21 protein-coding genes are annotated in these 20,285 nt (G+C 59.3%); 16 read left to right on the top strand and 5 right to left on the bottom strand.

Annotated features, from left to right (window positions below):
* The first annotated feature begins 243 nt into the window (after positions 1–243).
* The 3 genes from ACFWW4_RS05340 to der are packed head-to-tail and all read left to right on the top strand — an operon-like array spanning position 244 to position 3,720.
* Complete coding sequence (locus ACFWW4_RS05340; protein WP_411889903.1) at positions 244–900, top strand: tetratricopeptide repeat protein; 657 nt, start codon at positions 244–246, stop codon at positions 898–900.
* Between the two features lie 15 nt (positions 901–915).
* Positions 916–2,211, top strand: coding sequence for a PQQ-binding-like beta-propeller repeat protein (locus ACFWW4_RS05335; protein WP_411889902.1), 1,296 nt, complete (start codon positions 916–918; stop codon positions 2,209–2,211).
* A gap of 51 nt (positions 2,212–2,262) precedes the next feature.
* Positions 2,263–3,720, top strand: coding sequence for a ribosome biogenesis GTPase Der (der, locus tag ACFWW4_RS05330; protein WP_411889901.1), 1,458 nt, complete (start codon positions 2,263–2,265; stop codon positions 3,718–3,720).
* Here der and ACFWW4_RS05325 read toward each other — a convergent pair.
* The gene (locus tag ACFWW4_RS05325) at positions 3,695–4,414 is read right to left on the bottom strand and encodes a hypothetical protein (RefSeq protein ID WP_411889900.1); all 720 of its coding nucleotides are present in this window, start codon (positions 4,412–4,414) and stop codon (positions 3,695–3,697) included. The genes der and ACFWW4_RS05325 overlap by 26 nt on opposite strands.
* A 128-nt stretch (positions 4,415–4,542) precedes the next feature.
* Here ACFWW4_RS05325 and ACFWW4_RS05320 point away from each other — a divergent pair, with 128 nt between their 5' ends.
* Positions 4,543–5,826 carry a DUF2235 domain-containing protein gene (locus ACFWW4_RS05320; protein ID WP_411889899.1) on the top strand — a complete coding sequence of 428 codons (1,284 nt, stop codon included), beginning with the start codon at positions 4,543–4,545 and terminating at the stop codon, positions 5,824–5,826.
* Here the strand turns inward: ACFWW4_RS05320 and serS are convergent.
* On the bottom strand, positions 5,823–7,115 hold the full coding sequence (gene serS / locus ACFWW4_RS05315) for a serine--tRNA ligase (RefSeq protein ID WP_411889898.1): 1,293 nt from the start codon (positions 7,113–7,115) through the stop codon (positions 5,823–5,825). The two genes, ACFWW4_RS05320 and serS, sit on opposite strands and share 4 nt — an antisense overlap.
* Positions 7,116–7,370: 255 nt before the next feature.
* Here serS and ACFWW4_RS05310 point away from each other — a divergent pair, with 255 nt between their 5' ends.
* The 11 genes from ACFWW4_RS05310 to ACFWW4_RS05260 all read left to right on the top strand — a co-directional run bounded on the left by ACFWW4_RS05310 (position 7,371) and on the right by ACFWW4_RS05260 (position 15,007).
* Positions 7,371–8,090, top strand: coding sequence for an SDR family oxidoreductase (locus ACFWW4_RS05310; protein WP_411889897.1), 720 nt, complete (start codon positions 7,371–7,373; stop codon positions 8,088–8,090).
* A 290-nt stretch (positions 8,091–8,380) separates the two neighbouring features.
* Positions 8,381–8,662 carry a preprotein translocase subunit YajC gene (gene yajC / locus ACFWW4_RS05305; RefSeq protein ID WP_393926408.1) on the top strand — a complete coding sequence of 94 codons (282 nt, stop codon included), beginning with the start codon at positions 8,381–8,383 and terminating at the stop codon, positions 8,660–8,662.
* A gap of 4 nt (positions 8,663–8,666) precedes the next feature.
* Entirely contained in the window at positions 8,667–10,340 is a 1,674-nt protein-coding gene (secD, locus tag ACFWW4_RS05300; RefSeq protein WP_411889896.1) for a protein translocase subunit SecD, read from the top strand.
* Between the two features lies 1 nt (position 10,341).
* On the top strand, positions 10,342–11,310 hold the full coding sequence (gene secF / locus ACFWW4_RS05295) for a protein translocase subunit SecF (RefSeq protein ID WP_411889895.1): 969 nt from the start codon (positions 10,342–10,344) through the stop codon (positions 11,308–11,310).
* A 12-nt stretch (positions 11,311–11,322) separates the two neighbouring features.
* Positions 11,323–11,676: an Mth938-like domain-containing protein gene (locus tag ACFWW4_RS05290; RefSeq protein ID WP_411889894.1), complete on the top strand. Its 354-nt coding sequence runs from the start codon at positions 11,323–11,325 to the stop codon at positions 11,674–11,676.
* A gap of 1 nt (position 11,677) precedes the next feature.
* On the top strand, positions 11,678–12,298 hold the full coding sequence (ccmA, locus tag ACFWW4_RS05285; RefSeq protein WP_411889893.1) for a heme ABC exporter ATP-binding protein CcmA: 621 nt from the start codon (positions 11,678–11,680) through the stop codon (positions 12,296–12,298).
* Positions 12,295–12,951, top strand: a complete 657-nt coding sequence (ccmB, locus tag ACFWW4_RS05280) for a heme exporter protein CcmB (RefSeq protein WP_411889892.1) — start codon at positions 12,295–12,297, stop codon at positions 12,949–12,951. The genes ccmA and ccmB overlap by 4 nt, the downstream gene beginning before the upstream one ends.
* 42 nt (positions 12,952–12,993) lie before the next feature.
* Positions 12,994–13,722 carry a heme ABC transporter permease gene (locus ACFWW4_RS05275; RefSeq protein WP_393926400.1) on the top strand — a complete coding sequence of 243 codons (729 nt, stop codon included), beginning with the start codon at positions 12,994–12,996 and terminating at the stop codon, positions 13,720–13,722.
* Positions 13,715–13,858 carry a heme exporter protein CcmD gene (gene ccmD, locus ACFWW4_RS05270; protein ID WP_411889891.1) on the top strand — a complete coding sequence of 48 codons (144 nt, stop codon included), beginning with the start codon at positions 13,715–13,717 and terminating at the stop codon, positions 13,856–13,858. Before ACFWW4_RS05275 ends, ccmD begins: the two co-directional genes overlap by 8 nt.
* Positions 13,851–14,387, top strand: a complete 537-nt coding sequence (locus tag ACFWW4_RS05265) for a DsbE family thiol:disulfide interchange protein (RefSeq protein ID WP_411889890.1) — start codon at positions 13,851–13,853, stop codon at positions 14,385–14,387. The genes ccmD and ACFWW4_RS05265 overlap by 8 nt, the downstream gene beginning before the upstream one ends.
* A gap of 44 nt (positions 14,388–14,431) precedes the next feature.
* Entirely contained in the window at positions 14,432–15,007 is a 576-nt protein-coding gene (locus ACFWW4_RS05260; protein WP_411889889.1) for a DsbE family thiol:disulfide interchange protein, read from the top strand.
* A gap of 56 nt (positions 15,008–15,063) precedes the next feature.
* Here the strand turns inward: ACFWW4_RS05260 and ACFWW4_RS05255 are convergent, their stop codons facing one another.
* Together ACFWW4_RS05255 and acnA are read right to left on the bottom strand one after the other, a co-directional pair.
* A complete protein-coding gene (locus tag ACFWW4_RS05255) occupies positions 15,064–15,633 on the bottom strand; it encodes a DUF4274 domain-containing protein (protein WP_411889888.1) in 570 nt (189 codons plus the stop codon).
* Positions 15,634–15,715: 82 nt separating this feature from the next.
* On the bottom strand, positions 15,716–18,487 hold the full coding sequence (gene acnA / locus ACFWW4_RS05250; protein ID WP_411889887.1) for an aconitate hydratase AcnA: 2,772 nt from the start codon (positions 18,485–18,487) through the stop codon (positions 15,716–15,718).
* A gap of 208 nt (positions 18,488–18,695) precedes the next feature.
* Here acnA and ACFWW4_RS05245 point away from each other — a divergent pair, with 208 nt between their 5' ends.
* Positions 18,696–19,385 (top strand): DUF1223 domain-containing protein, encoded by a 690-nt coding sequence (locus ACFWW4_RS05245; RefSeq protein ID WP_411889886.1) that lies wholly within the window; start codon positions 18,696–18,698, stop codon positions 19,383–19,385.
* Here ACFWW4_RS05245 and ACFWW4_RS05240 read toward each other — a convergent pair.
* Positions 19,382–20,269: a lysophospholipid acyltransferase family protein gene (locus tag ACFWW4_RS05240; protein ID WP_411889885.1), complete on the bottom strand. Its 888-nt coding sequence runs from the start codon at positions 20,267–20,269 to the stop codon at positions 19,382–19,384. The two genes, ACFWW4_RS05245 and ACFWW4_RS05240, sit on opposite strands and share 4 nt — an antisense overlap.
* Positions 20,270–20,285 lie beyond the last annotated feature (16 nt).

The following is a 20,285-nucleotide window of genomic DNA, read 5'->3' as shown; positions in this document are numbered from 1 at the left end:
CCCAATGTGATGGGTTTTTACATAGTTGTTGTTTCTTACGATGCAACCACGTTTTTGGATCACAAATCGAACTAAACCATTCAGTTCACTTTAGCGATTGAAATACTTTCCTGCAAGACTGGATTTCTGCATCGCCGCAAGAACGTGACCCTGCGGCACCCAGACAGGTCTTGTTCATCCCGCAGGCTTCACGATATGAACGCGCAAACAGCATTTCGCATATGGCGATGAATGGGGGCCGCATTGAGCAACTCGGACAGTTTTCTAGACGAAGTCGCAGAAGAAGTTCAGCGCGACAAACTGTACGGATATCTGCGCCGCTACGGCTGGATTGCTGTGCTGGCTGTTTTGCTGATTGTCGGTGGCGCTGCCTGGAACGAATACCGCAAGGCGCAGACCAGGGCCGCGGCTGAGGCGACGGGCGATGCGTTGTTGGATGCGCTCAACCAGGATGATTTCGCGGCGCGGGCGGATGCTATTGCGGCCGTTGATGCACAGGGGTCTGCCGTTGCAGTGGCGTCTTTGCTGACGGCGGCGACGCAGGAAGAGGCCGGTGATATCGATGCAGCGGCCGAGACTTTGGCGGGTTTGGTCATAAATGGCGACATCCCCGAAATGTACCGTGATCTTGCCGCGTTCAAGGCTGCGATGCTGCCCTCGGACGATCCTGCCGCACGGATGATCACGCTGGAACAACTGGCCCAGCCGGGGCAACCGTTCCGCCTGCTGGCGCTGGAACAGATGGCTTATGCCAAGCTGGAACAGGGCGAAACCGATGCTGCAATCGCTGATCTGCGCAGCATTGTCGAAGATGCGGCCGTGACGCGGGGCTTGCGAGAGCGGGCGCAAACGCTGATGGTGGCGCTGGGCGAGCCGATCCCAGAACCCGAGACAGAGTAAGCGATAGGACAGAACGTGACAGCGAAGAACCTCATCTGCGCCGGTCTGGCCCTTGCCCTGCTTGCGGCCTGCGGCGAAGAAGACATCATCCTGCCGGGCGAGCGGTTTGATCTGCGCGAAAGCCCTGCTTTTGTGAACCAGTCGTTGCCTGTCAGTATCCCTGCAGCCCGCGCGAATGCGGACTGGACCCATCGCAATGGCGGGCCGGATCACCTGATCAGACATCCCGCACTTGGCAGCACTTTGGCCCCGGTGTTCGTGTCGCCAATTGGCGAGGGCGACAGCCGACGCGCTCGGATCACTGCTGACCCCGTGGTCGCGGGCGGCGTCGTTTACACGCTCGATGCACGGGCAACCGTCACGGCAACATCGACCGCTGGGCAGACGATCTGGACCCGCAACCTGACACCTGGCCGCGATAATCCGACCGATGCATCTGGTGGCGGTGTGTCGGTATCTGGCGGTCAGGTCTATGTGACAACCGGCTTTGGCGAGATATCTGCGCTTGATACCGCCACCGGCCGGGTGAACTGGGTACAGGACCTTGACGCGCCTGCGATGTCACCGCCGACGATCCGTGGTAATCTGGTGTATCTAGTGGCCCGCGACAGCACCGCATGGGCGCTGGAGACATCCACCGGACGCATTCGCTGGCAGGTCAACAGCAACCCCTCAACCGCGAATTTCGGCAGCGGTGCAGCCCCAGCGGTCAATGGTGATATCGCCATTTTCCCGTTTCCGTCCGGTGAAGTGATCGCAACATTCCCAGAAGGCGGCTTGCGGCGCTGGTCCAGTGTGGTCAGCGGTGACCGGCTGGGGCGGGCAGCAGCCCTTGTGACGGACATCGCCAGTGATCCGGTGATTGATGGCAACCGCGTTTATGTGGGCAATTTCGGCGGTCGGCTTGCGGCCTTTGACATTTTCAACGGTGACCGGCTCTGGACGGCGAGCGAAGGGGCAATCAGCCCGGTCTGGCCTGTGGGAAATGCGGTTTTCCTGATCAATGACCTCAACCAGCTGATGCGGCTGGATGCAGCCAGCGGTAACCCCGTCTGGCGCATCGCACTGCCGGCCCTGACCGAGGAACGCAGCGCGCGGCAGAAACGTGTGGTCGGGCATTACGGGCCGGTTCTGGCGGGCGGGCGTCTGATTGTAGCATCCTCTGACGGGCTGATCCGGCAGTTCGATCCGGCCTCTGGCACGCTGGTCGGTACGGTCGAGATTGATGGAGGTGCTGCGTCGCATCCTGTTGTAGCGGGTCAGACGCTTTACGTGGTCAGCAAAACCGGGCAATTGCACGCTTTCCGTTGATCCACATTTGGTGTATCGGCGCAGCTTGAACAGCGTCAGGAGCCGCAAAAGATGAGCTTTACCCTTGCCATTGTGGGCCGCCCCAACGTGGGCAAATCCACGCTGTTCAACCGTCTGGTGGGCAAGAAACTGGCCTTGGTCGACGACCAGCCAGGGGTTACCCGCGACCTGCGCGAAGGCGAGGGGCGGCTGGCCGATCTGCGCTTTACCGTAATCGACAGCGCGGGTCTGGAAGAAGCCACGGATGACAGCCTGCAAGGCCGGATGCGTCGCCTGACCGAACGCGCGGTCGAGATGGCCGATGTCTGCCTGTTCATGATTGATGCGCGCGCCGGTGTTCTGCCAGCGGACGAGGTGTTTGCCGATATCCTGCGCAAGAAAAATGCCAATGTGATCCTCGCTGCCAACAAGGGTGAAGGCAAGGCGGCGGATGCGACCATTCTTGAGGCCTATGCGCTGGGTCTGGGGGAACCGATCCGCCTGTCGGCTGAACATGGCGAAGGTATGGGCGAGTTGCTGGATGTGTTGCGTCCCATCGCAGATGCGCATGAAGAACGCGCAGCAGCCGATGCGCCTGAAATGGATGTGGATGTTGGCGATGATGACGATGATGTGGCGCGCGTGCCGACCCGCGCCAAACCTTTGCAAATCGCCGTTGTGGGCCGCCCCAATGCAGGCAAATCCACCTTGATCAACAAGATCATCGGCGAAGAACGGCTGCTGACCGGACCAGAGGCGGGGATCACCCGCGACGCGATTTCCGTCCAGCAGGAGTGGGGCGGCGTGCCCATGCGCATCTTTGATACAGCGGGCATGCGCAAAAAGGCCAAGGTGCAGGAAAAGCTGGAAAAACTCTCGGTCTCTGACGGGTTGCGGGCCGTCAAGTTTGCTGAGGTCGTGGTTGTCCTGCTCGATGTTGAAATTCCGTTTGAACAGCAGGATCTGCGCATCGCCGATCTGGCCGAGCGGGAAGGGCGGGCCGTTGTCGTCGCGGTCAACAAATGGGACACCGAGGCTGACAAACAGGACAAGCTGAAAGAGCTGCGCCAGTCGTTCGAGCGGTTGCTGCCACAGTTGAAAGGCGCTCCACTGGTTACAGTGTCGGCCAAGACCGGCAAGGGGCTGGACCGCCTGCAACAGGCAATCATGCGTGCGCATGAGGTCTGGAACCGGCGGGTGACCACGGCTGGGCTGAACCGTTGGTTGACCGGCATGCTGGAACAGCACCCGCCACCGGCACCGGGCGGCAAGCGGATCAAGATGCGCTATGCCACTCAGGTCAAGACACGCCCACCTGCATTCGTCGTGATGACATCACATCCCGATTTGGTGCCGGAAAGCTATAAACGCTATCTGATTAACGGCTTGCGGGTTGATTTTGACATGCCCGGCACACCGATCCGACTGTTTCTGCGCGATCAGGGGGACAAGAACCCCTACAAGGACAAGAAATCCTCGCAACCGTCACGCCTGTCAAAGCACCTCAAGAAGGGACCTTCTGACCGGTAGCGGTTACAACGGTCAGCAGGCCCACAATGGCAAGAATACCAACCCCTGCCAGTGCGGTCACTGTCCATTCGGCTGTGCCGTTGGCAATCATAATGCCGACCAGCGCCCAGATAATGGTCAGCCCATAGGATGGCGCACGGCGCTGCCACAGCACGATAGCGGCCACGCATAAGGCCGCGACAATACCGATATAGGCCCAACCTAGCGCCTCGGTCAGCAAGCCATAGCCTGCAGCCGTGCTGCCCAGTGATACGAACGATGCTGCCGTCAGCCAGCCAGCATAGATACCGACAGGGACCTGCAACCACCAGCGGTCGCGGGCGGGAGCCCAGAGCAGCGCGAGGATCGCACCCGCGGCCATCACGAAAATCAGCACAGTCGCCCAAACGGCACTTGCATTGGCGACGGCCAGCCATGGCGTGCCGACGGCAAGGCTGACGATCAGCGGCCAGCGCGCACGGTTCCAATCGGGATCTTCGGCGCGTTTCCAGATGCCAAAAACGGCTGAAACCACCAACCAGCCATAGATCAGGCCCCAAATCGCAAAGGCATAGCCAGCGGGCTGGATCGGCGGGTTGATTTGCGGATTGGGCAGTTGATCCGCGCGGAACCCGCTGAACGGATCGGTGAGCGCAGGAGAGACTACGAAGGTCGTCGTCACGACAAGGGTCAGGAGTGCGGGTATGTATTTCATTGCCCTCTAACTAAGGCGAAGGAAGATCGTTCCAATGGGTCAGGAATAACAGACTTGCCAAAATCTGCCCAAAGACCCCAGAATGTCAGCATTTAATGACGTTTGTATTTTGTAGGGTGTGATTTGTGATGAAACGTATTGCGATTCTGATTGACGGAACCTGGAACAGACCAGACGCTGAAAACCCCACCAATGTTGTCCGCATGGCTCGTAGCATCGCGCCATATGACGCGGCCGGAAACCCGCAGCAGGTGATCTATTCTCCCGGTGTCGGATCGGGGCGGGGGAACAACCGGCTGAACCGGCGGCTCGACCGGTTGTTGGGCGGCGCGCTGGGCTGGGGACTGACCGACATTATTGAAGAGGCGTATCGCAACCTGATCTTTGCCTATGAGCCGGGCGATCAGATTTACATCTTTGGGTTTTCGCGGGGCGGTTATGCGGCGCGGTCGCTGGCCGGTCTGATCCGCTGCTGCGGCATTCCGCCTCGGGCGCATCTGGCCGATATCCCCAAAGCGATGGCGCAATATATCGACCGCGACCCCAAAACCCATCCCGAGACCGAGGAAAGTTTCGCCTTTCGCGAGGCGTTTTCGCCAAATGTCGCGACCAGTCAGGGCGAATTGGTCTGGCGGCGTAAACAGCGAAACACCAACCCGATCCAGTTGAAGCTGGCCTATCTGGGCATCTGGGATACGGTCAAGGCACTTGGTCTGCCGACATTCATTCCGACCGCCAAGCGCTTTAACAGGCAGTATAAATTCCATGATACGGACCTGTCATCCTCGGTTTGTTCGGCGCGTCATGCGATTGCCATCGATGAACGGCGGCGCACCTTTCCCTCATCGCCCTGGCGCAATCTGGATGAGCTGAACGCGCGTGCCGGCAACCCCGAACAGCCGCGATATCTGCAGCAATGGTTTCCCGGCAATCATGGGTCTGTTGGTGGCGGTGGCAGCGTCACCGGGCTGTCGTCGGTTGCGCTGCACTGGATCGCGCAAGGCGCGACGCGGGCCAATCTGAAGGTTGATTGGGTCGCGTTTGACGAATGCGCCACCCGCTATGCGCCGGTCAAGGATCGGCTGAATAACAAATTCGGACCGGCGGGTTTTGCCGGGCTGCTTTTGAACTTCTTAAAGACGCACCGGGATGGCCCGAAGGAGTTGGAAAATCTGTCGGTTGCCGCACTTGACCGGGTGCATCTGGATTGGGGCTATTGCCCGCAAACCCTGAACTTCGTGCTGGACGATCTGCGGGGCAGGCGGGAAACCGCGATCCATGCGCTGCGCGATTGGCTTGTGGCGCGCGATGGCGGCCCGACGCATGAGACCGAGAGCACGCTGCGCCCGCGCAGGTGGGAACCTGCGCGCAACGCAGCCTTGCCGTCAGACCTGATGGACAGGGTTGCCTAGACCAACTGCCCGTCTGCTGTGATCCGTGTCTTGCCGCGCAGATAGGGGTGCAGTGCTGTGGGCAGATCAACTGATCCGTCCTCTTGCTGGCCGTTCTCGACCACGGCGATCAGGGTGCGGCCCACGGCCAGACCTGACCCATTAAGTGTATGAACGAATTCAGGTTTCCCGCCGCCTGTAGGTTTGTAACGGGCGTTCATGCGGCGCGCCTGATAATCGCCAGCGGTGGAGACCGACGCAATTTCGCGATAGGTGTTCTGACCGGGCAACCAAACCTCGATATCGTGGGTCTTGCGCATGCCGGCACCCAGATCGCCGGTGCAGAGGATCACGGTGCGGTAAGGAAGCTCTAACTTTTCCAAAATCGCCTCGGCGCATTTGGTCATGCGCTGATGTTCTGCAACACTATCCTCAGGCTTGGTGATACTGACCATTTCGACTTTTTCGAACTGATGCTGACGCAGCATGCCCGATGTGTCGCGGCCTGCCGACCCGGCCTCTGACCGGAAGCATTGCGTGTGGGCGACATAGCGTCTGGGTAGATAATTTTCCTCTATTGTCAGCCCATTAACGATATTTGTTAATGTAACTTCCGCCGTCGGGATCAGCCACCAGCCATTGGTTGTCTGATAGCTGTCATCGCCGAATTTCGGCAGCTGGCCGGTGCCGTACATCATTTCTTCACGCACCAGTACGGGCGTGTTGGTTTCCGTTAACCCGTGTTCTTCGGTGTGAACATCAAGCATGAACTGCGCCAGTGCGCGGTGCAGACGGGCGACAGAGCCTGACAGTAGCACGAAACGGCTACCAGAAAGTTTCGCCGCCGTTTCGAAATCCATGCCGGGCCGGATGGCGGGGATTTCGTAATGTTCCAGCGGATCGAAGGCGAAGTTGGGGACGTTGCCGAAACGGTGGATTTCGACATTGTCATCCTCGTCCTTGCCCTCTGGCACGTCGTCCATGGGAAGGTTTGGAATGCCCATCAGAAGGTCGGTCAGATCGTTGTCCAACTGTTTAGCAAGCTGGTGCTGAGAAGCAATTTTCTTTTTGTTTTCAGCCACTCCATTGCGAAGGCTCTCGAACAATTCATTGTTGCCTTCAGCTTTGGCTTGCCCAATTTCCTTGGACAAACCGTTGATATGCGCCTGAGCCGCCTCTGCAAGGCTAATCGCATGTCGCCGTTGCTCGTCGAGGGCCAATATTTCGGATGACATCGGCGCAATCCCACGGCGAGACAGAGCCGCATTAAAGGCGGCGGGATTGTCACGGATGGCGCGAATGTCGTGCATGGCATCGGTCCTTGCTGGTGTTTCGGTGCGCGTCATATGCCCGATTGCGGGGGGCAAGTGAACCGAAAATCGGCTGTCGGCATCGCGTCGGATTTGCGTCGGCAAAACGTCGGACCCCACCGTGAAGGCACGGTAAGGACTTATTCGTAAATTGACCGGTCAGAAATCTCCGATCATCGGCGTGTACCGCGCCATTGGGACCTTACTTGCCAGACGGGACTCCCTTAAGGTGTTTTGCAAATATGGGGATTTCACATGACGATCAGCGGCAAAACGGTTGTTTGCATCGGTGGCGCAGGCGGTATGGGGCGTGGCGTTGCGCAGGCGGCTTTAGAGCTTGGCGCTGATGTCGTTATAACGTCGCGGTCCCAGGGCAAGGCCAATGAAGTCGCCGCCCAGATCGGGTGCCGGGGCGACGCGATAGATATTGACGATAACGGCAGTGTTTCGGGTTTTTTTGATCGGGTTGGTCGGTTTTCGCATCTGATGATAACCGCAGGAGCGGTCGGGCGGTCGAGCTTTAGCCAGACCCCTCCGGACGAAGCTGACCGGTTCATGCAGGGTAAGTTGTGGGGCACCCACCGATGTATCTGGCACGCCAGAGAACATATCGACCAAGACGGATCGATCACGCTGATCACTGGCGGATACTCTCAGATTATCGACGACAAGGCGGGGCATGTTCACACCGCGTTTAGGGCGATGGAAGCGATGGCACAGGTTGCAGCCGTGTCACTTGCGCCAATCAGGTGCAATGTCATTCGCCCTGGTTTTATAGATTCGGATCTTTGGGCCGATATGACCGATGATGATCGCGCGCAGCTTCGGGCGGTCGAAAGCGAAAGGACAACGATCGGACGCATTGTGGAACCCATTGAGTTCGGTCGATTCGCCGTCTCGCTCATGCAAACGGCTGTTGTTACCGGCGCCGTTATTCCGGTGGATGGCGGTCGCCACCTTTCTGTGGCCCGCTAAGGCCTGCGGAACGTCGGCCTTTCTGGCACATCACAAAGTTATCGGTATTGGCCCTTTCTAAGTGGGTGTCGTTTTGGTCTTGGAACGGCAAAGCGCGCCCGCGTAATCAATGCAGCCTTCCGGCGTACCCAAAGTGGGCTAAATATGCCGATTGGCGCGGGTATCCCTTTTATGGGCTTGCTTTGGGATTGTCGGGCGCACATCCGCACTTGCATCTGGTTGCCAATCGCTTATCTCGCCTTTAACGTTCCGCGACCTTGACGACGGGCCCTACCAACAAAGGATCGACTATGAGACCTGCTGACCTGATGCTTCTGCTCGTGATCTTCGGGATCATGTATTTCCTGCTGATCCGCCCGCAGCAGAAAAAGCTCAAAGAGCATCAGGCGATGCTGTCCGCCCTGCGCCGGGGGGATCAGGTTGTGACCCAGGGCGGCATTATGGGTAAGGTGACCAAGGTCAAGGATGACAGCAACGAAGTTGAGGTTGAGATCGCGTCAGGCGTCAATGTCCGTGTGATCAAATCGACAATCGCCTCGGTGGTGAACAAGACCGAACCGGCGAAAAACTAACCCAATGCTGCAGATCTCATTCGCCAAGCAAGTGATGATCTGGCTGACGGTTGTCGTTGGCCTGACCTTTGCGATGCCCAATGCGTTCTACAACCGGGTTGAGGCCTATAATGACGCCACGACTAATCCGGAGGCGATGCTGGCGGCAGGCCTGTCGCCTATGGAGGTCGAAGAGGCGGCAGCAGGGTGGTATTCCTATCTGCCGTCCGGTCTGGTCAATCTGGGGCTTGATCTGCGCGGCGGTGCCCATCTGCTTGTTGAAGTGCAGGTCGAAGATGTCCACGCGTCCTTCCTTGAAGGGTTCTGGCCAGAGGTGCGCGATGTACTGGCGGCAGAGCGTGATGTCGTGGGCTTTGTCACCCGCGAAGAGGGGCCGGAGACCGAGTTGCGCGTGCGCATCTCGCAGGCCAGCGGCGCTGCCCGCGCGCTGGAACTGGTCCGTGGTTTGGGCCGCCCGGTCAACACATTTACGGGTGGCGTGTCGTCCAACATTGATGTGCGTATTGATGGCCCGATCCTGACCATCACGCTGAGCGAGGCGGAAATCCTCGCCATGGATGACCGCACCATGGCGCAATCGCTGGAGATTATCCGCCGCCGGGTTGATCTGGCCGGCACCCGCGAACCCACGATCCAGCGGCAAGGGGCAGAGCGAATTCTGGTACAGGTCCCCGGTGTCGGATCGGCGGATGAGATTATCCGGCTATTGGGCACAACCGCCCAGCTGACATTCAACCCGGTTGTGGGCCGGTCAGGTGATCCTGATCAGTCGCCCGGCAGTGGGAACATCCTGCTGCCATCCTCCGATGAACCCGGCGCGTTCTATATTCTGGAACGCCGTCCGGTGGTTACGGGCGAAGATCTGGAAAACGCGCAACTGGATTTTGATCAGAACGGGCGACCCGCTGTGGCATTCCGGTTCAACACCTCCGCCGCGCGGACATTTGGCGACTACACGCTGGAAAATATCGGATCGCCGTTCGCGATTGTTCTGGATGGTAAGGTGATCTCTGCCCCTACGATCCAAAGCCATATTCCGGGTGGCTCGGGCATTATCACCGGCAACTTCACCGTGGAAGAGGCGACCGATCTGGCGGTTCTGCTGCGATCAGGGGCCTTGCCTGCCGAACTGACTTTCCTTGAGGAACGGACCATTGGCCCCGAACTAGGGCAGGACAGTATCGAGGCGGGGCAGATTGCCTGTATCGTCGCGGGCCTCGCCATTCTGATCTATATGGCGCTGAGTTATGGGCTGTTCGGGATCTTCGCCAATATCGCGTTGATCATCAATGTGGGGCTGGTCTTTGGCCTTCTCAGCATCGTGGGGGCGACCCTGACATTGCCGGGTATTGCAGGCATCGTGCTGACCATAGGTATGGCGGTGGACGCCAATGTGATCGTGTTTGAACGGATCAGGGAAGAGTTGAAAACGGCCAAGGGCCCGGCCCGCGCGATTGAGCTGGGCTATGAAAAGGCGCTGTCGTCGATCATCGACGCCAACTTCACCACCTTCATGACCGCCGTGATCCTGTTCACGATGGGGTCCGGCCCAGTCAGCGGTTTTGCCGTGACCTTGGGTTTTGGTATCGTCACATCCGTATTCACCGCGATTTTCGTGACCCGGTCGATCATTTCGATCTGGTTCGCACGTGCGCGCCCCAAGACAATCGAGGTGTAGGATGCGTCTGAAGCTGGTTCGCCAAAATACAAACTTCGATTTCTTCAACCGGGCCCGGCTGTGGCTGGGGATATCGCTGGTGATGATGGTCGTGGCCTTCGGGTCGTTTATCATTCAGGGCCTGAATTTCGGGATCGATTTTCAGGGGGGCACAAGCATCCGTACCGAAAGTGCGCAGGAGGTCGATGTGGCCGCCTATCGCGCAGCCCTTGAGCCGTTGGAACTGGGCGATGTGTCGATCACCGAGGTGTTCGACGTCAATTTTGATGAAGACCAGAATGTCGCCATGGTCCGTATTCAGGCGCAGGAAGGTGACGAACGGATCGCGACCGAGACGATTCAGGCGATACAGGCGGCACTGCAGACCGTTGATCCGGACATGACCTTTCCATCGGTTGAGTCTGTCGGCCCCAAAGTGTCTGGCGAGCTGATCAATACGGCCATCATCGCCGTCGCTTTCGCGGTATTGGCGATCCTCGGCTATATCTGGCTGCGCTTTGAATGGCAGTTTGCGGTGGGTGCGGTGCTGGCGCTAACCCATGACGTGATCCTGACAATCGGCATCTTTTCAGAGCTTCAGATCAAGTTCGATCTGGCGATTATCGCGGCCTTGCTGACCATCGTCGGCTATTCAATCAACGATACGGTGATCGTGTTTGACCGCGTCCGCGAGAACCTGCGCAAATACAAGAAAAAGGACCTCAAGGAAGTTCTGAACCTGTCGATCAACGAAACCCTGTCGCGGACGATCATGACCTCTGTCACCACGCTGCTGGCGCTGATTTCGTTGTTCGTGCTGGGTGGCGACGTGATCCGCGGCTTCGTCTTTGCCATGATCTGGGGTGTGCTGATCGGGACTTATTCTTCGATCTTTGTCGCTTCCGCCTTGCTATTGGTGCTGGGGGTCAAGCGTGACTGGTCCAAGAAAGACCCTGCCGCAGGGACACGTTACGGCCATATCGACACGTAAAAGGGGCAGGGCATGCGCCTGAACGAGATCGACTATAACGACAGCGTTCCGATTGACGGCTACGGCCCCGGGTTTTTCCGGATCGGGGGTAAGGTTGTCGAAGGCGCGGTTGTTGTGTCACCGGCAGGGGTCGCCAGCTGGGGCCAGTTTGACGACACCGAAACGCTGGTCAAACTGGCCGAGGTCATCGACGTGATCTTTGTCGGCACCGGTGCCGAAATCGCCCATCCGCCCGCCGCCTTTCGCAAGGTGCTTGAGGATGCCGGGATCGGGGTTGAACCGATGGCATCCCCCGCCGCCTGCCGCACCTATAATGTGCTTTTGTCCGAAGGGCGCCGCGTGGCTGTTGCCCTGATCCCTGTCTGACATGCTGCACGTCGCGGGCCTAACTTGCGCCCGAGGCGGTATGCCGGTGCTGACCGGCGTCAGCTTTGATGTGGCGGCTGGGCAGGTCCTGATCCTGCGCGGGCCAAATGGCGTTGGCAAGACGACACTGCTGCGGACGTTGGCGGGGTTGCAGCCTGAACAGGACGGGATCGTTGAATATCCAGAGGAGCAGGGGGCCTATGCCAGCCATGCTGACGGGATCAAGGCCGCGCTGAGTGTGACCGAGAACCTGACATTCTGGGCGGATGTGTATGGGCGGCGGGACGGGTCGCTTGCCGAGGTTCTTCAGACATTCGACCTGACCGATTTGCGCGACCGGATGGGGGGTACCCTGTCTGCCGGGCAAAAGCGCCGCCTTGGTCTGGCCCGGCTGGCGGTGATCGGGCGCAAGGTGCTGTTTCTGGACGAACCGACCGTGTCGCTGGATGGTGCTTCGGTTAGGTTTTTCGCAGGCTGGCTGCAGAGCCAGCATCTGGCGCAGGGCGGCTGTGCCGTCATCGCGACCCATATCGATCTGGGCCTTGATGCGCCGGAACTGGACCTGACCCCGTTCAAGGCCGATCTGGCCGCCGGTGGCGGCAGTGATGAGGCGTTCCTGTGATCGCGCTGTTGCGCCGCGACCTGAAGCTGGCCGTCAGGGCCGGGGGCGGCTTTGGCCTTGGCCTTGCTTTTTTCCTGATCGTGGTTGTGCTGGTCCCGTTTGGGGTCGGGCCGGAAACCGAACTGCTCAGCCGGATTGCCCCTGGTATCCTGTGGGTGGCGTCACTTCTGGCGGCCCTCTTGTCGCTCGACCGGATATTCGCGCTGGACTACGAGGACGGATCGCTGGCGCTGTTGGCGACGTCGCCCTTGCCGCTGGAAGGGGTCGGCCTGATCAAGGCGCTGGCCCATTGGATTACGACCGGCCTACCGCTGACCATCGCGGCCCCCGCCTTGGGGTTCCTGCTGAGCCTTGCGCCGGAGGCTTATGCCTATCTGCTGGTCTCGCTGCTGATCGGCACCCCTGCGCTTTCGATGATTGGCACATTCGGGGCCGCGCTGACCGTTGGGTTGCGGCGCGGCGGGCTATTGTTGTCGCTCCTGGTGCTGCCGCTTTACGTGCCGACCCTGATGTTCGGGGCAGAGGCGGTGCGGCGGGGCGCCGACGGGCTGGACCCGACCGGGGCGCTTTTGCTGCTGGGCGGGATCACGGCGGGCACCTTTGCCTTGCTGCCCTTCGCCACTGCGGCGACATTGCGCATCAACCTGCGGTGATCGGGGATTGAGAGCCATGAGAGGGCGGGATAGATAGCAAACATGTCGATGTGGGAATATGCCAATCCGAAACGGTTCATGGGCTGGACACGGCCGCTGCTGCCGTGGACCTTTGCGCTGGCGGGGGTCTGTCTGGTCGTCGGGCTGGTTTGGGGGTTTTTCTTTACCCCCGATGATTTCCGGCAGGGATCTACGGTCAAGATCATCTATCTGCATGTGCCTGCCGCCCTGATGGCGATCAATGCCTGGATCATGATGCTAGTCGCCTCGCTGATCTGGGTGGTGCGCCGGCATCATGTCTCGGCCCTTGCCGCGCGTGCGGCGGCCCCTGTGGGGGTCACCATGACGCTGATCGCACTTTTCACCGGGGCGATCTGGGGCCAGCCGATGTGGGGCACATATTGGGCCTGGGACCCGCGCCTGACATCCTTTCTGATCCTGTTTCTGTTCTATCTGGGCTATATCGCCCTGTGGGAAGCGATCGAGGATCCGGACACCGCCGCCGACCTGACCAGCGTGCTGTGCATGGTCGGGTCGATCTTTGCGATCCTGTCGCGCTATGCGGTGCTGTTCTGGAGCCAGGGGCTGCATCAGGGGGCGTCGCTGTCGCTGGATAAAGAGGAAAATGTGGCCGATGTGTTCTGGTTTCCGCTACTCGTCTGTATTGCGGGGTTTGTGCTCTTGTTCATCGCGCTGGTCCTGATGCGCACCCGCACCGAAATTCGCGCCCGCCGGATGCGCGCATTGGAAGCGAGGGTGCAACGTGCCTGATCTGGGACAATACGCGGTCGAGGTGCTGACGGCATATGCGGTCAGCGTGGCCTTGCTGCTGGCCATCGTGGGGCTGAGCTGGCGGCGCTACGTCCGTGTCCGCGCGGCGTTGGAAAGGGTGGAGAAGAATGGCTAGGGTGTCGCCCCTGATGATCCTGCCGCCGGTGATTTTCGCGGCCCTTGCGGGTTTGTTCGTGGCCGGGATGGTGACGGAAAACCGCGATGAGCTGCCATCGACTTTTGTGGGCCAGCAGGCCCCGGCTGTTCCGGTGGAGGCTGTGCAGGGCACCGTGCAACTGACCGATGATGATTTCCGGTCGGGCGAGGTGACGATCGTGAATTTCTGGGCCAGCTGGTGCCCGCCCTGCCGGGCAGAGCATCCGAACCTGCTGGATCTGGAGGCTGAAGGCTACCGCGTCGCGGGCATCAATTTCCGCGATACGCAGGATCAGGCGTCACGCTATCTGGCCGATTACGAGGACCCGTTTTTTGCCACCGGGTTCGATCTGCGGGGCAGGGTGGCCATCGACTGGGGCGTGACCGCCCCGCCCGAGACGTTCATCGTGGACGGGGACGGGACGGTATTGTTTCGCTATGTGGGGCCGTTGGTGGGGTCGGATTACGAGCAGCGGTTTCTGCCTGCCCTTGAAGAGGCGTTGCAGTAGCGGTTAATGAATACGTTAACGTTTTGGCGCGGAGGACGTATTTCATGGATGATCTGATGAGTCCCGGGCTGTTTGCCTGTGTTTGTCTGGCTGTTGTCGTGGGTATATTTTCAACCCGAGAGGCCAGGGAAAATCCTCCACCTTACAAGCCGCATCAAGCCGCCGCGCTAAGGGCGGAACCGGTTGGTGATACGCGCCTGCTGACCGACGCTGATCTGCGGGCTGGCGAAGTCACCATCGTGAATTTCTGGGCCAGTTGGTGCGGGCCGTGCCGCCGGGAACATCCGATCCTGTTGCAATTGCAGCAGGACGGCTACCGGGTTGCCGGAGTCAATATGCGCGATCATCAACGGGACGCGGTTACATATCTCGAAAAACACGGCAATCCGTTTTTCGCGACCGTGTCGGACCCGACGCGGGAGGTCGCGCGGCGCTGGGGATCTATCGCGATACCGGTGACCTATATCGTGGCGGGCGACGGAACGGTATTGAACAAACACTATGGCGGCCTCAGCCGCGACCGGCTGGAGGCGACGTTCCTGCCAGCCCTGCGCGCCGCCGAGGCCTATGGCAACTGGGACGACGCGACATTGCTGGAGGCGATTGTCCAGGGCAGGTAGGTCGCGCGAAGCGGTTTTTGCCGGAATTGGACCAAGCGATGGAGTAGAGTAGCAGTTTAACGCCGTTGTTCTTTGACCCAATCCCCAAACGCGATCATGAGAGTTTCGCCGTTCATAAGCTGATATGTGGGTCTTGGAACTCTCCCAGCTAGCGGTTCGAATGCGCGATCTGGCAGGTTCCAGATTATTGGGTCATCAGACTCACATTTCTTGTCGCGATATGCCTTTAGCTCAGACAGTGTGAAGTCTGGATCTATTGCGAATTGACCGACTTGGTATTGTCCGTTCTCAAATCCACGCATAACCGTGCTGAGTATTACGTATCCTTCGTCACTCTCATCAGTCGAGATTGAAGCCCTCTCATAAAACGAAGGGTCAGCAAGCGCGTAGATTGTCATTGCAGTGCCGCGATCACAATCTGGATGGCACAGTATTTCGACCAATAGATCGGTTCCGGCATCCCAATTCCAGTTTAGTGCGATTTCGTGAAGAGTATCTGGGTTCAGTTCTCGGACCCAATTCCGCAGACCATTTTCAAGATCACGTAGGTTTTCGATTTGGGTATCCGCTTCACCGTCTCGATACCATTGCGTCTCCAGCTGCCTGAGCTCTTCTGCTTGTTCCAAGTCTTATAGTCCTTCCAACTTCAACAACACGAAAAGCGAGGGCCGTAGACTGCGACCCTTGCTTGTTTTGACATTGCTCGTTTCAGGCAGCCTTCGCCAAATTCTGCAGCACATAGTGCAGCACGCCACCCGACTTGATGTAGTCGATCTCGACCGCTGTATCGATCCGGCATTTCAGGGTGATGTCTTTCGTCGACCCATCCGCGAAGGTGATATTCGCCGTCACCTCTTGCAGTGGTTTCACGTCTGCCAGCCCGGTGATGGTCACCGTTTCCTCGCCTGTCAAACCCAGCGATTTGCGGGTGTCGTCACCAGTGAATTCGAACGGGACGACCCCCATGCCCACGAGGTTGGAGCGGTGGATGCGTTCGAAATTCTCGGCGATCACGGCCTTGACGCCCAGCAGGGCCGTGCCCTTGGCCGCCCAGTCGCGTGAGGACCCGGCACCGTATTGTTCGCCAGCGAACACGACCAATGGCGTGCCTTCGGCCTGATGTGCCATCGCGGCCTCGAAGATCGAGGTCTGGTTGCCTTCCGGCCCTTTGGTGTAGCCGCCTTCGACGCCATCCAGCATCTCGTTCTTGATGCGGATATTGGCGAATGTGCCGCGCATCATGACCTCGTGATTGCCGCGCCGTGAACCGTAGCTGTTGAATTCGCGCACGGGCACCTGCCGCTCGATCAGGTATTTGCCGGCCGGCGTTGTATCCTTGAACGACCCGGCAGGGCTGATGTGGTCGGTGGTGACCATGTCGCCAAGAACGGCGAGGACCTTGGCATTGACCACATCGTTGATCTCGCCCGGGTCCTTGGACATGCCCTGGAAATAGGGCGGGTTCTGCACATAGGTTGAGGTTGGCGGCCAGTCATAGGTTTCGCCGGAGGATGTTTCGACCGCCTGCCATTTTTCGTCACCTTTAAAGACATCGGCATATTTGCTGATGAAGGCTTCGCGGGTCACGGTTTTTTCGACCAGTTCGTTGATCTCGGCAGATGTGGGCCAGATGTCTTTCAGGAAGACATCATTGCCGTCCTGATCCTGCCCCAGCGGATCCTTTGTGATGTCGATATTCATGTCACCGGCCAGCGCGTAGGCCACGACCAGCGGTGGCGAGGCCAGGTAGTTGGCGCGCACGTCTGGCGAAATCCGCCCTTCGAAGTTGCGATTGCCTGACAGGACAGATGTCGCAATCAGGTCACCCTTGGCGATGGCGTCTGACAGTTCCTTCTGGATCGGGCCGGAGTTGCCGATGCAGGTGGTGCAGCCATAGCCGACGAGGTTGAACCCGATCTTGTCGAGGTCTTCCTGCAGCCCTGCGGCCTCAAGATATTCGCTGACGACCTGGCTGCCGGGGGCAAGCGAGGTTTTCACCCAAGGCTTGCGGTTCAGACCCAGTGCGGCGGCCTTGCGGGCGACCAGACCGGCCCCGATCATCACGTAAGGGTTGGATGTGTTGGTGCAGGACGTGATCGAGGCGATCACGATGGACCCGTCATGCAGTTTGTAATCTTCGCCCTCGACCGCCTGGCTTTTATGATGCCCTTCGTCGCCGGGGATATGATGAGGCGCAACTGGACCGCCCTCGGCTGCCATTTCAGCCTTTTCATCCGCTGGTGCAGCTTTTTCTGGCCGCTGACCGGTAATGTATTTGCCGAACGCAGATGATGCATCGGTCAGCGCGATGTAATCCTGTGGCCGTTTCGGCCCGGAAATGGCAGGCACGATGGTGCCCATGTCCAGATGCAGGGTGTCGGTGTAGACGGGGGCGTAGTTCTCATCCCGCCAGAAGCCGTTTTCCTTGGCATAGGCTTCGACCAGCGCGATGCGGTCTTCGTCACGGCCTGTGTTGCGCAGGTAGCGCAGGGTCTCGCCGTCGATGGGGAAGAAGCCGCAGGTCGCGCCATATTCGGGCGCCATATTGGCGATGGTCGCCCGGTCGGCGAGCGGCAGCACGTCAAGACCAGCGCCGTAGAATTCCACGAATTTGCCCACAACACCCAGTTCGCGCAGCATTTCCACGACTTTCAGCACAAGGTCGGTGCCGGTGGTGCCTTCGACCATCTGGCCGGTCAGCTCAAACCCGACGACCTCGGGGATCAGCATGGAGACGGGCTGGCCCAGCATCGCGGCCTCGGCCTCAATCCCGCCGACGCCCCAGCCGAGCACGGCCAGACCGTTGACCATGGTGGTGTGGCTGTCAGTACCGACGAGCGTGTCGGGGTATGCAACCTCCTCACCATTCTGATCCTTGTCGGTCCAGACGGTCTGGGCCAGATATTCAAGGTTCACCTGATGGCAGATGCCTGTGCCGGGGGGGACGACGCGGAAATTGTTGAAGGCACCCTGACCCCATTTCAGGAACTGGTAGCGTTCCATATTGCGTTCATATTCGCGGTCCACATTCATCTGAAAGGCGCGGGGGTTTCCGAATTCGTCGATCATCACCGAATGATCGATGACCAGATCGACAGGGTTCAGCGGGTTGATCTGCTGGGCGTCACCACCAAGCGCCACGATCCCGTCACGCATCGCGGCAAGATCGACCACGGCAGGCACACCGGTGAAATCCTGCATCAGCACGCGGGCCGGGCGGTAGGCGATTTCGCGAGGGTTCTTGCCGCCGTTGGTGGCCCACTCGCCAAACGCCTTGATGTCATCCACGGAGACCGAAAACCCGTCATCCTCGAACCGCAAAAGGTTCTCCAGCACCACCTTCAGCGCAGCGGGCAGTTTCGTGAAATCGCCGAGGCCAGCGGCCTGCGCGGCAGGGATCGAATAATAGGCAACCGACTGGTCGCCAACGGTGAGGGTTTTGCGGGTTTTGGCAGTGTCTTTGCCGACAGTGATCGTCATTGCGATTCCCTTTCATGGCATGTGCTAGATGGGTTCTTGAGGGGCTTGTGCCTTAAGGGGCGCGCGCGATCAAGGGGGATTTGTATACCATTGCACACAATTGATCGAAACTCTGAAATATTGATGACGATTTTCTCGCAATTCGTTGATTGGCTATTTCAGTCGATCCTCAATACACCGGTGTCGCACTAAGTTTTCGGGACACCACATGCGCCAGTTTTTGACCGCCCTCGCTGTGACAGGCATTCTTTCCACGAACCCTGCCGCAGCGGATAACCCTGTGGTTGTGGAGCTGTTTACTTCGCAAGGCTGTTCGTCTTGCCCGCCTGCTGATGCATTCCTGCATGATCTGGCCAAACGGGACGACATCATCGCGCTGGCACTGCATGTGGATTACTGGGACTACATCGGTTGGAAAGACATTTTTGCCAGCCCGGAATATACCGCCCGTCAACATGCCTATGCGCAGGCGGCCAGTGCCACGACCGTCTATACTCCGCAGATGATCATCAATGGTCAAGACCATGTTGTCGGGTCGCGCCCGATGCAGGTGATGGATCTGGTGGCGGCGCATCGCAGCAAGGGATCGCCCTTTGATGTGACGCTGAGCCGCAGTGGCGATATCATCCAGATCAACGCCCAGGGCGACCAGCGCGGCGATTACGTGGTGCAACTGGTCCGCTATACGCCGCAGGAAACTGTGGCGATCCGCCGGGGCGAAAACGCAGGTCGCGAGCTGAGTTATGCTCATGTGGTCAACGCCTGGGATGTCATTGGCGACTGGGACGGGGCAGACCCGCTGCGGATGAACGTGGCCATTTCTGGCGGTGATCCTATTGTGGTGCTGATCCAAGAGGCCCGCAATGGCCCGATTGTGGGTGCGGCGGAGCTGCGCTAGCGCGCTTTCCAGCGGCGGTGAATCCAGAACCATTGCGCCGGATTGCGGGCGATCTGCGCCTCAAGCCGCCCGGTCAGTTCGGTCATCATCGCCTTGGGTGTCATGTGGGCCACCGGCGCTTCGACCTCGACCGCGAATGACAGGCCGTCGGGCTGCCTGATCCCGAAATAGGGGATCACCAGCGCATCCAGTCGTAGGGCGATATCTGCGGCAGAGGTCGCGGTGTGGGCGGGCTTTCCAAGAAATGGTATCTTCAGGCCCGTGGCCGACACGTCAAACAAAAGCGTGCCCATGCCGCCGGATTTTAGATGCCGGGCAAAACCCATCGTGCCGCGCCGTCCCTGTTCAAAAACCGGCCCGCCCCAAGACGTCATGGTTTTGGCGTAATGCGCGTTGAAATAGGCGTTCTGCATTGGGCGATATAGCCCGCCGATGGTATGCCCCATCCGGGTTAAAACCTGGCGGGGGGCCTCGTGATTGCCGAAATGCGCGGTGACAAAAATCACCGGTCGTTTGGCGGCTGCCGCTTCGGCAAGTGCTTCCAGCCCGGCGCCGGTCGGGGTCGTGTCGGCCAGACGTGTGCCGAACTCCTCCCATGAATAATTCTCGATCAAGGTGCGCCCGAAATTGTCACAACAGCTTTCGGCCAGATCGCGCCGGGCCGTCTCATCCATGTCGGGATAGATCAGGGCCAGGTTTTCTTCGGCCCGTTTACGATACCCCACCAGTGGCCCGATGGCCCGCCGCAGCGCTGATCCCATCATCGGCACCCGGGTTTCATATGGCAGGCGCAACACCGTGCTGATCAGGCCACGCAAGGCGCGATCCGCCAGCCAATCGGCGCGTGATCCCTGGGGGGGCGGTGTTTCCGCGATGTCAGCCATGAACCCGCCCTGGTCT

This window comes from Yoonia sp. SDW83-1 (genome assembly GCF_046762885.1).
Classification (GTDB): Bacteria; Pseudomonadota; Alphaproteobacteria; order Rhodobacterales; family Rhodobacteraceae; genus Yoonia.
The sequence above is the reverse complement of the archived record's forward strand: the minus strand, read 5'-3'. Positions and strand labels throughout refer to the sequence as shown.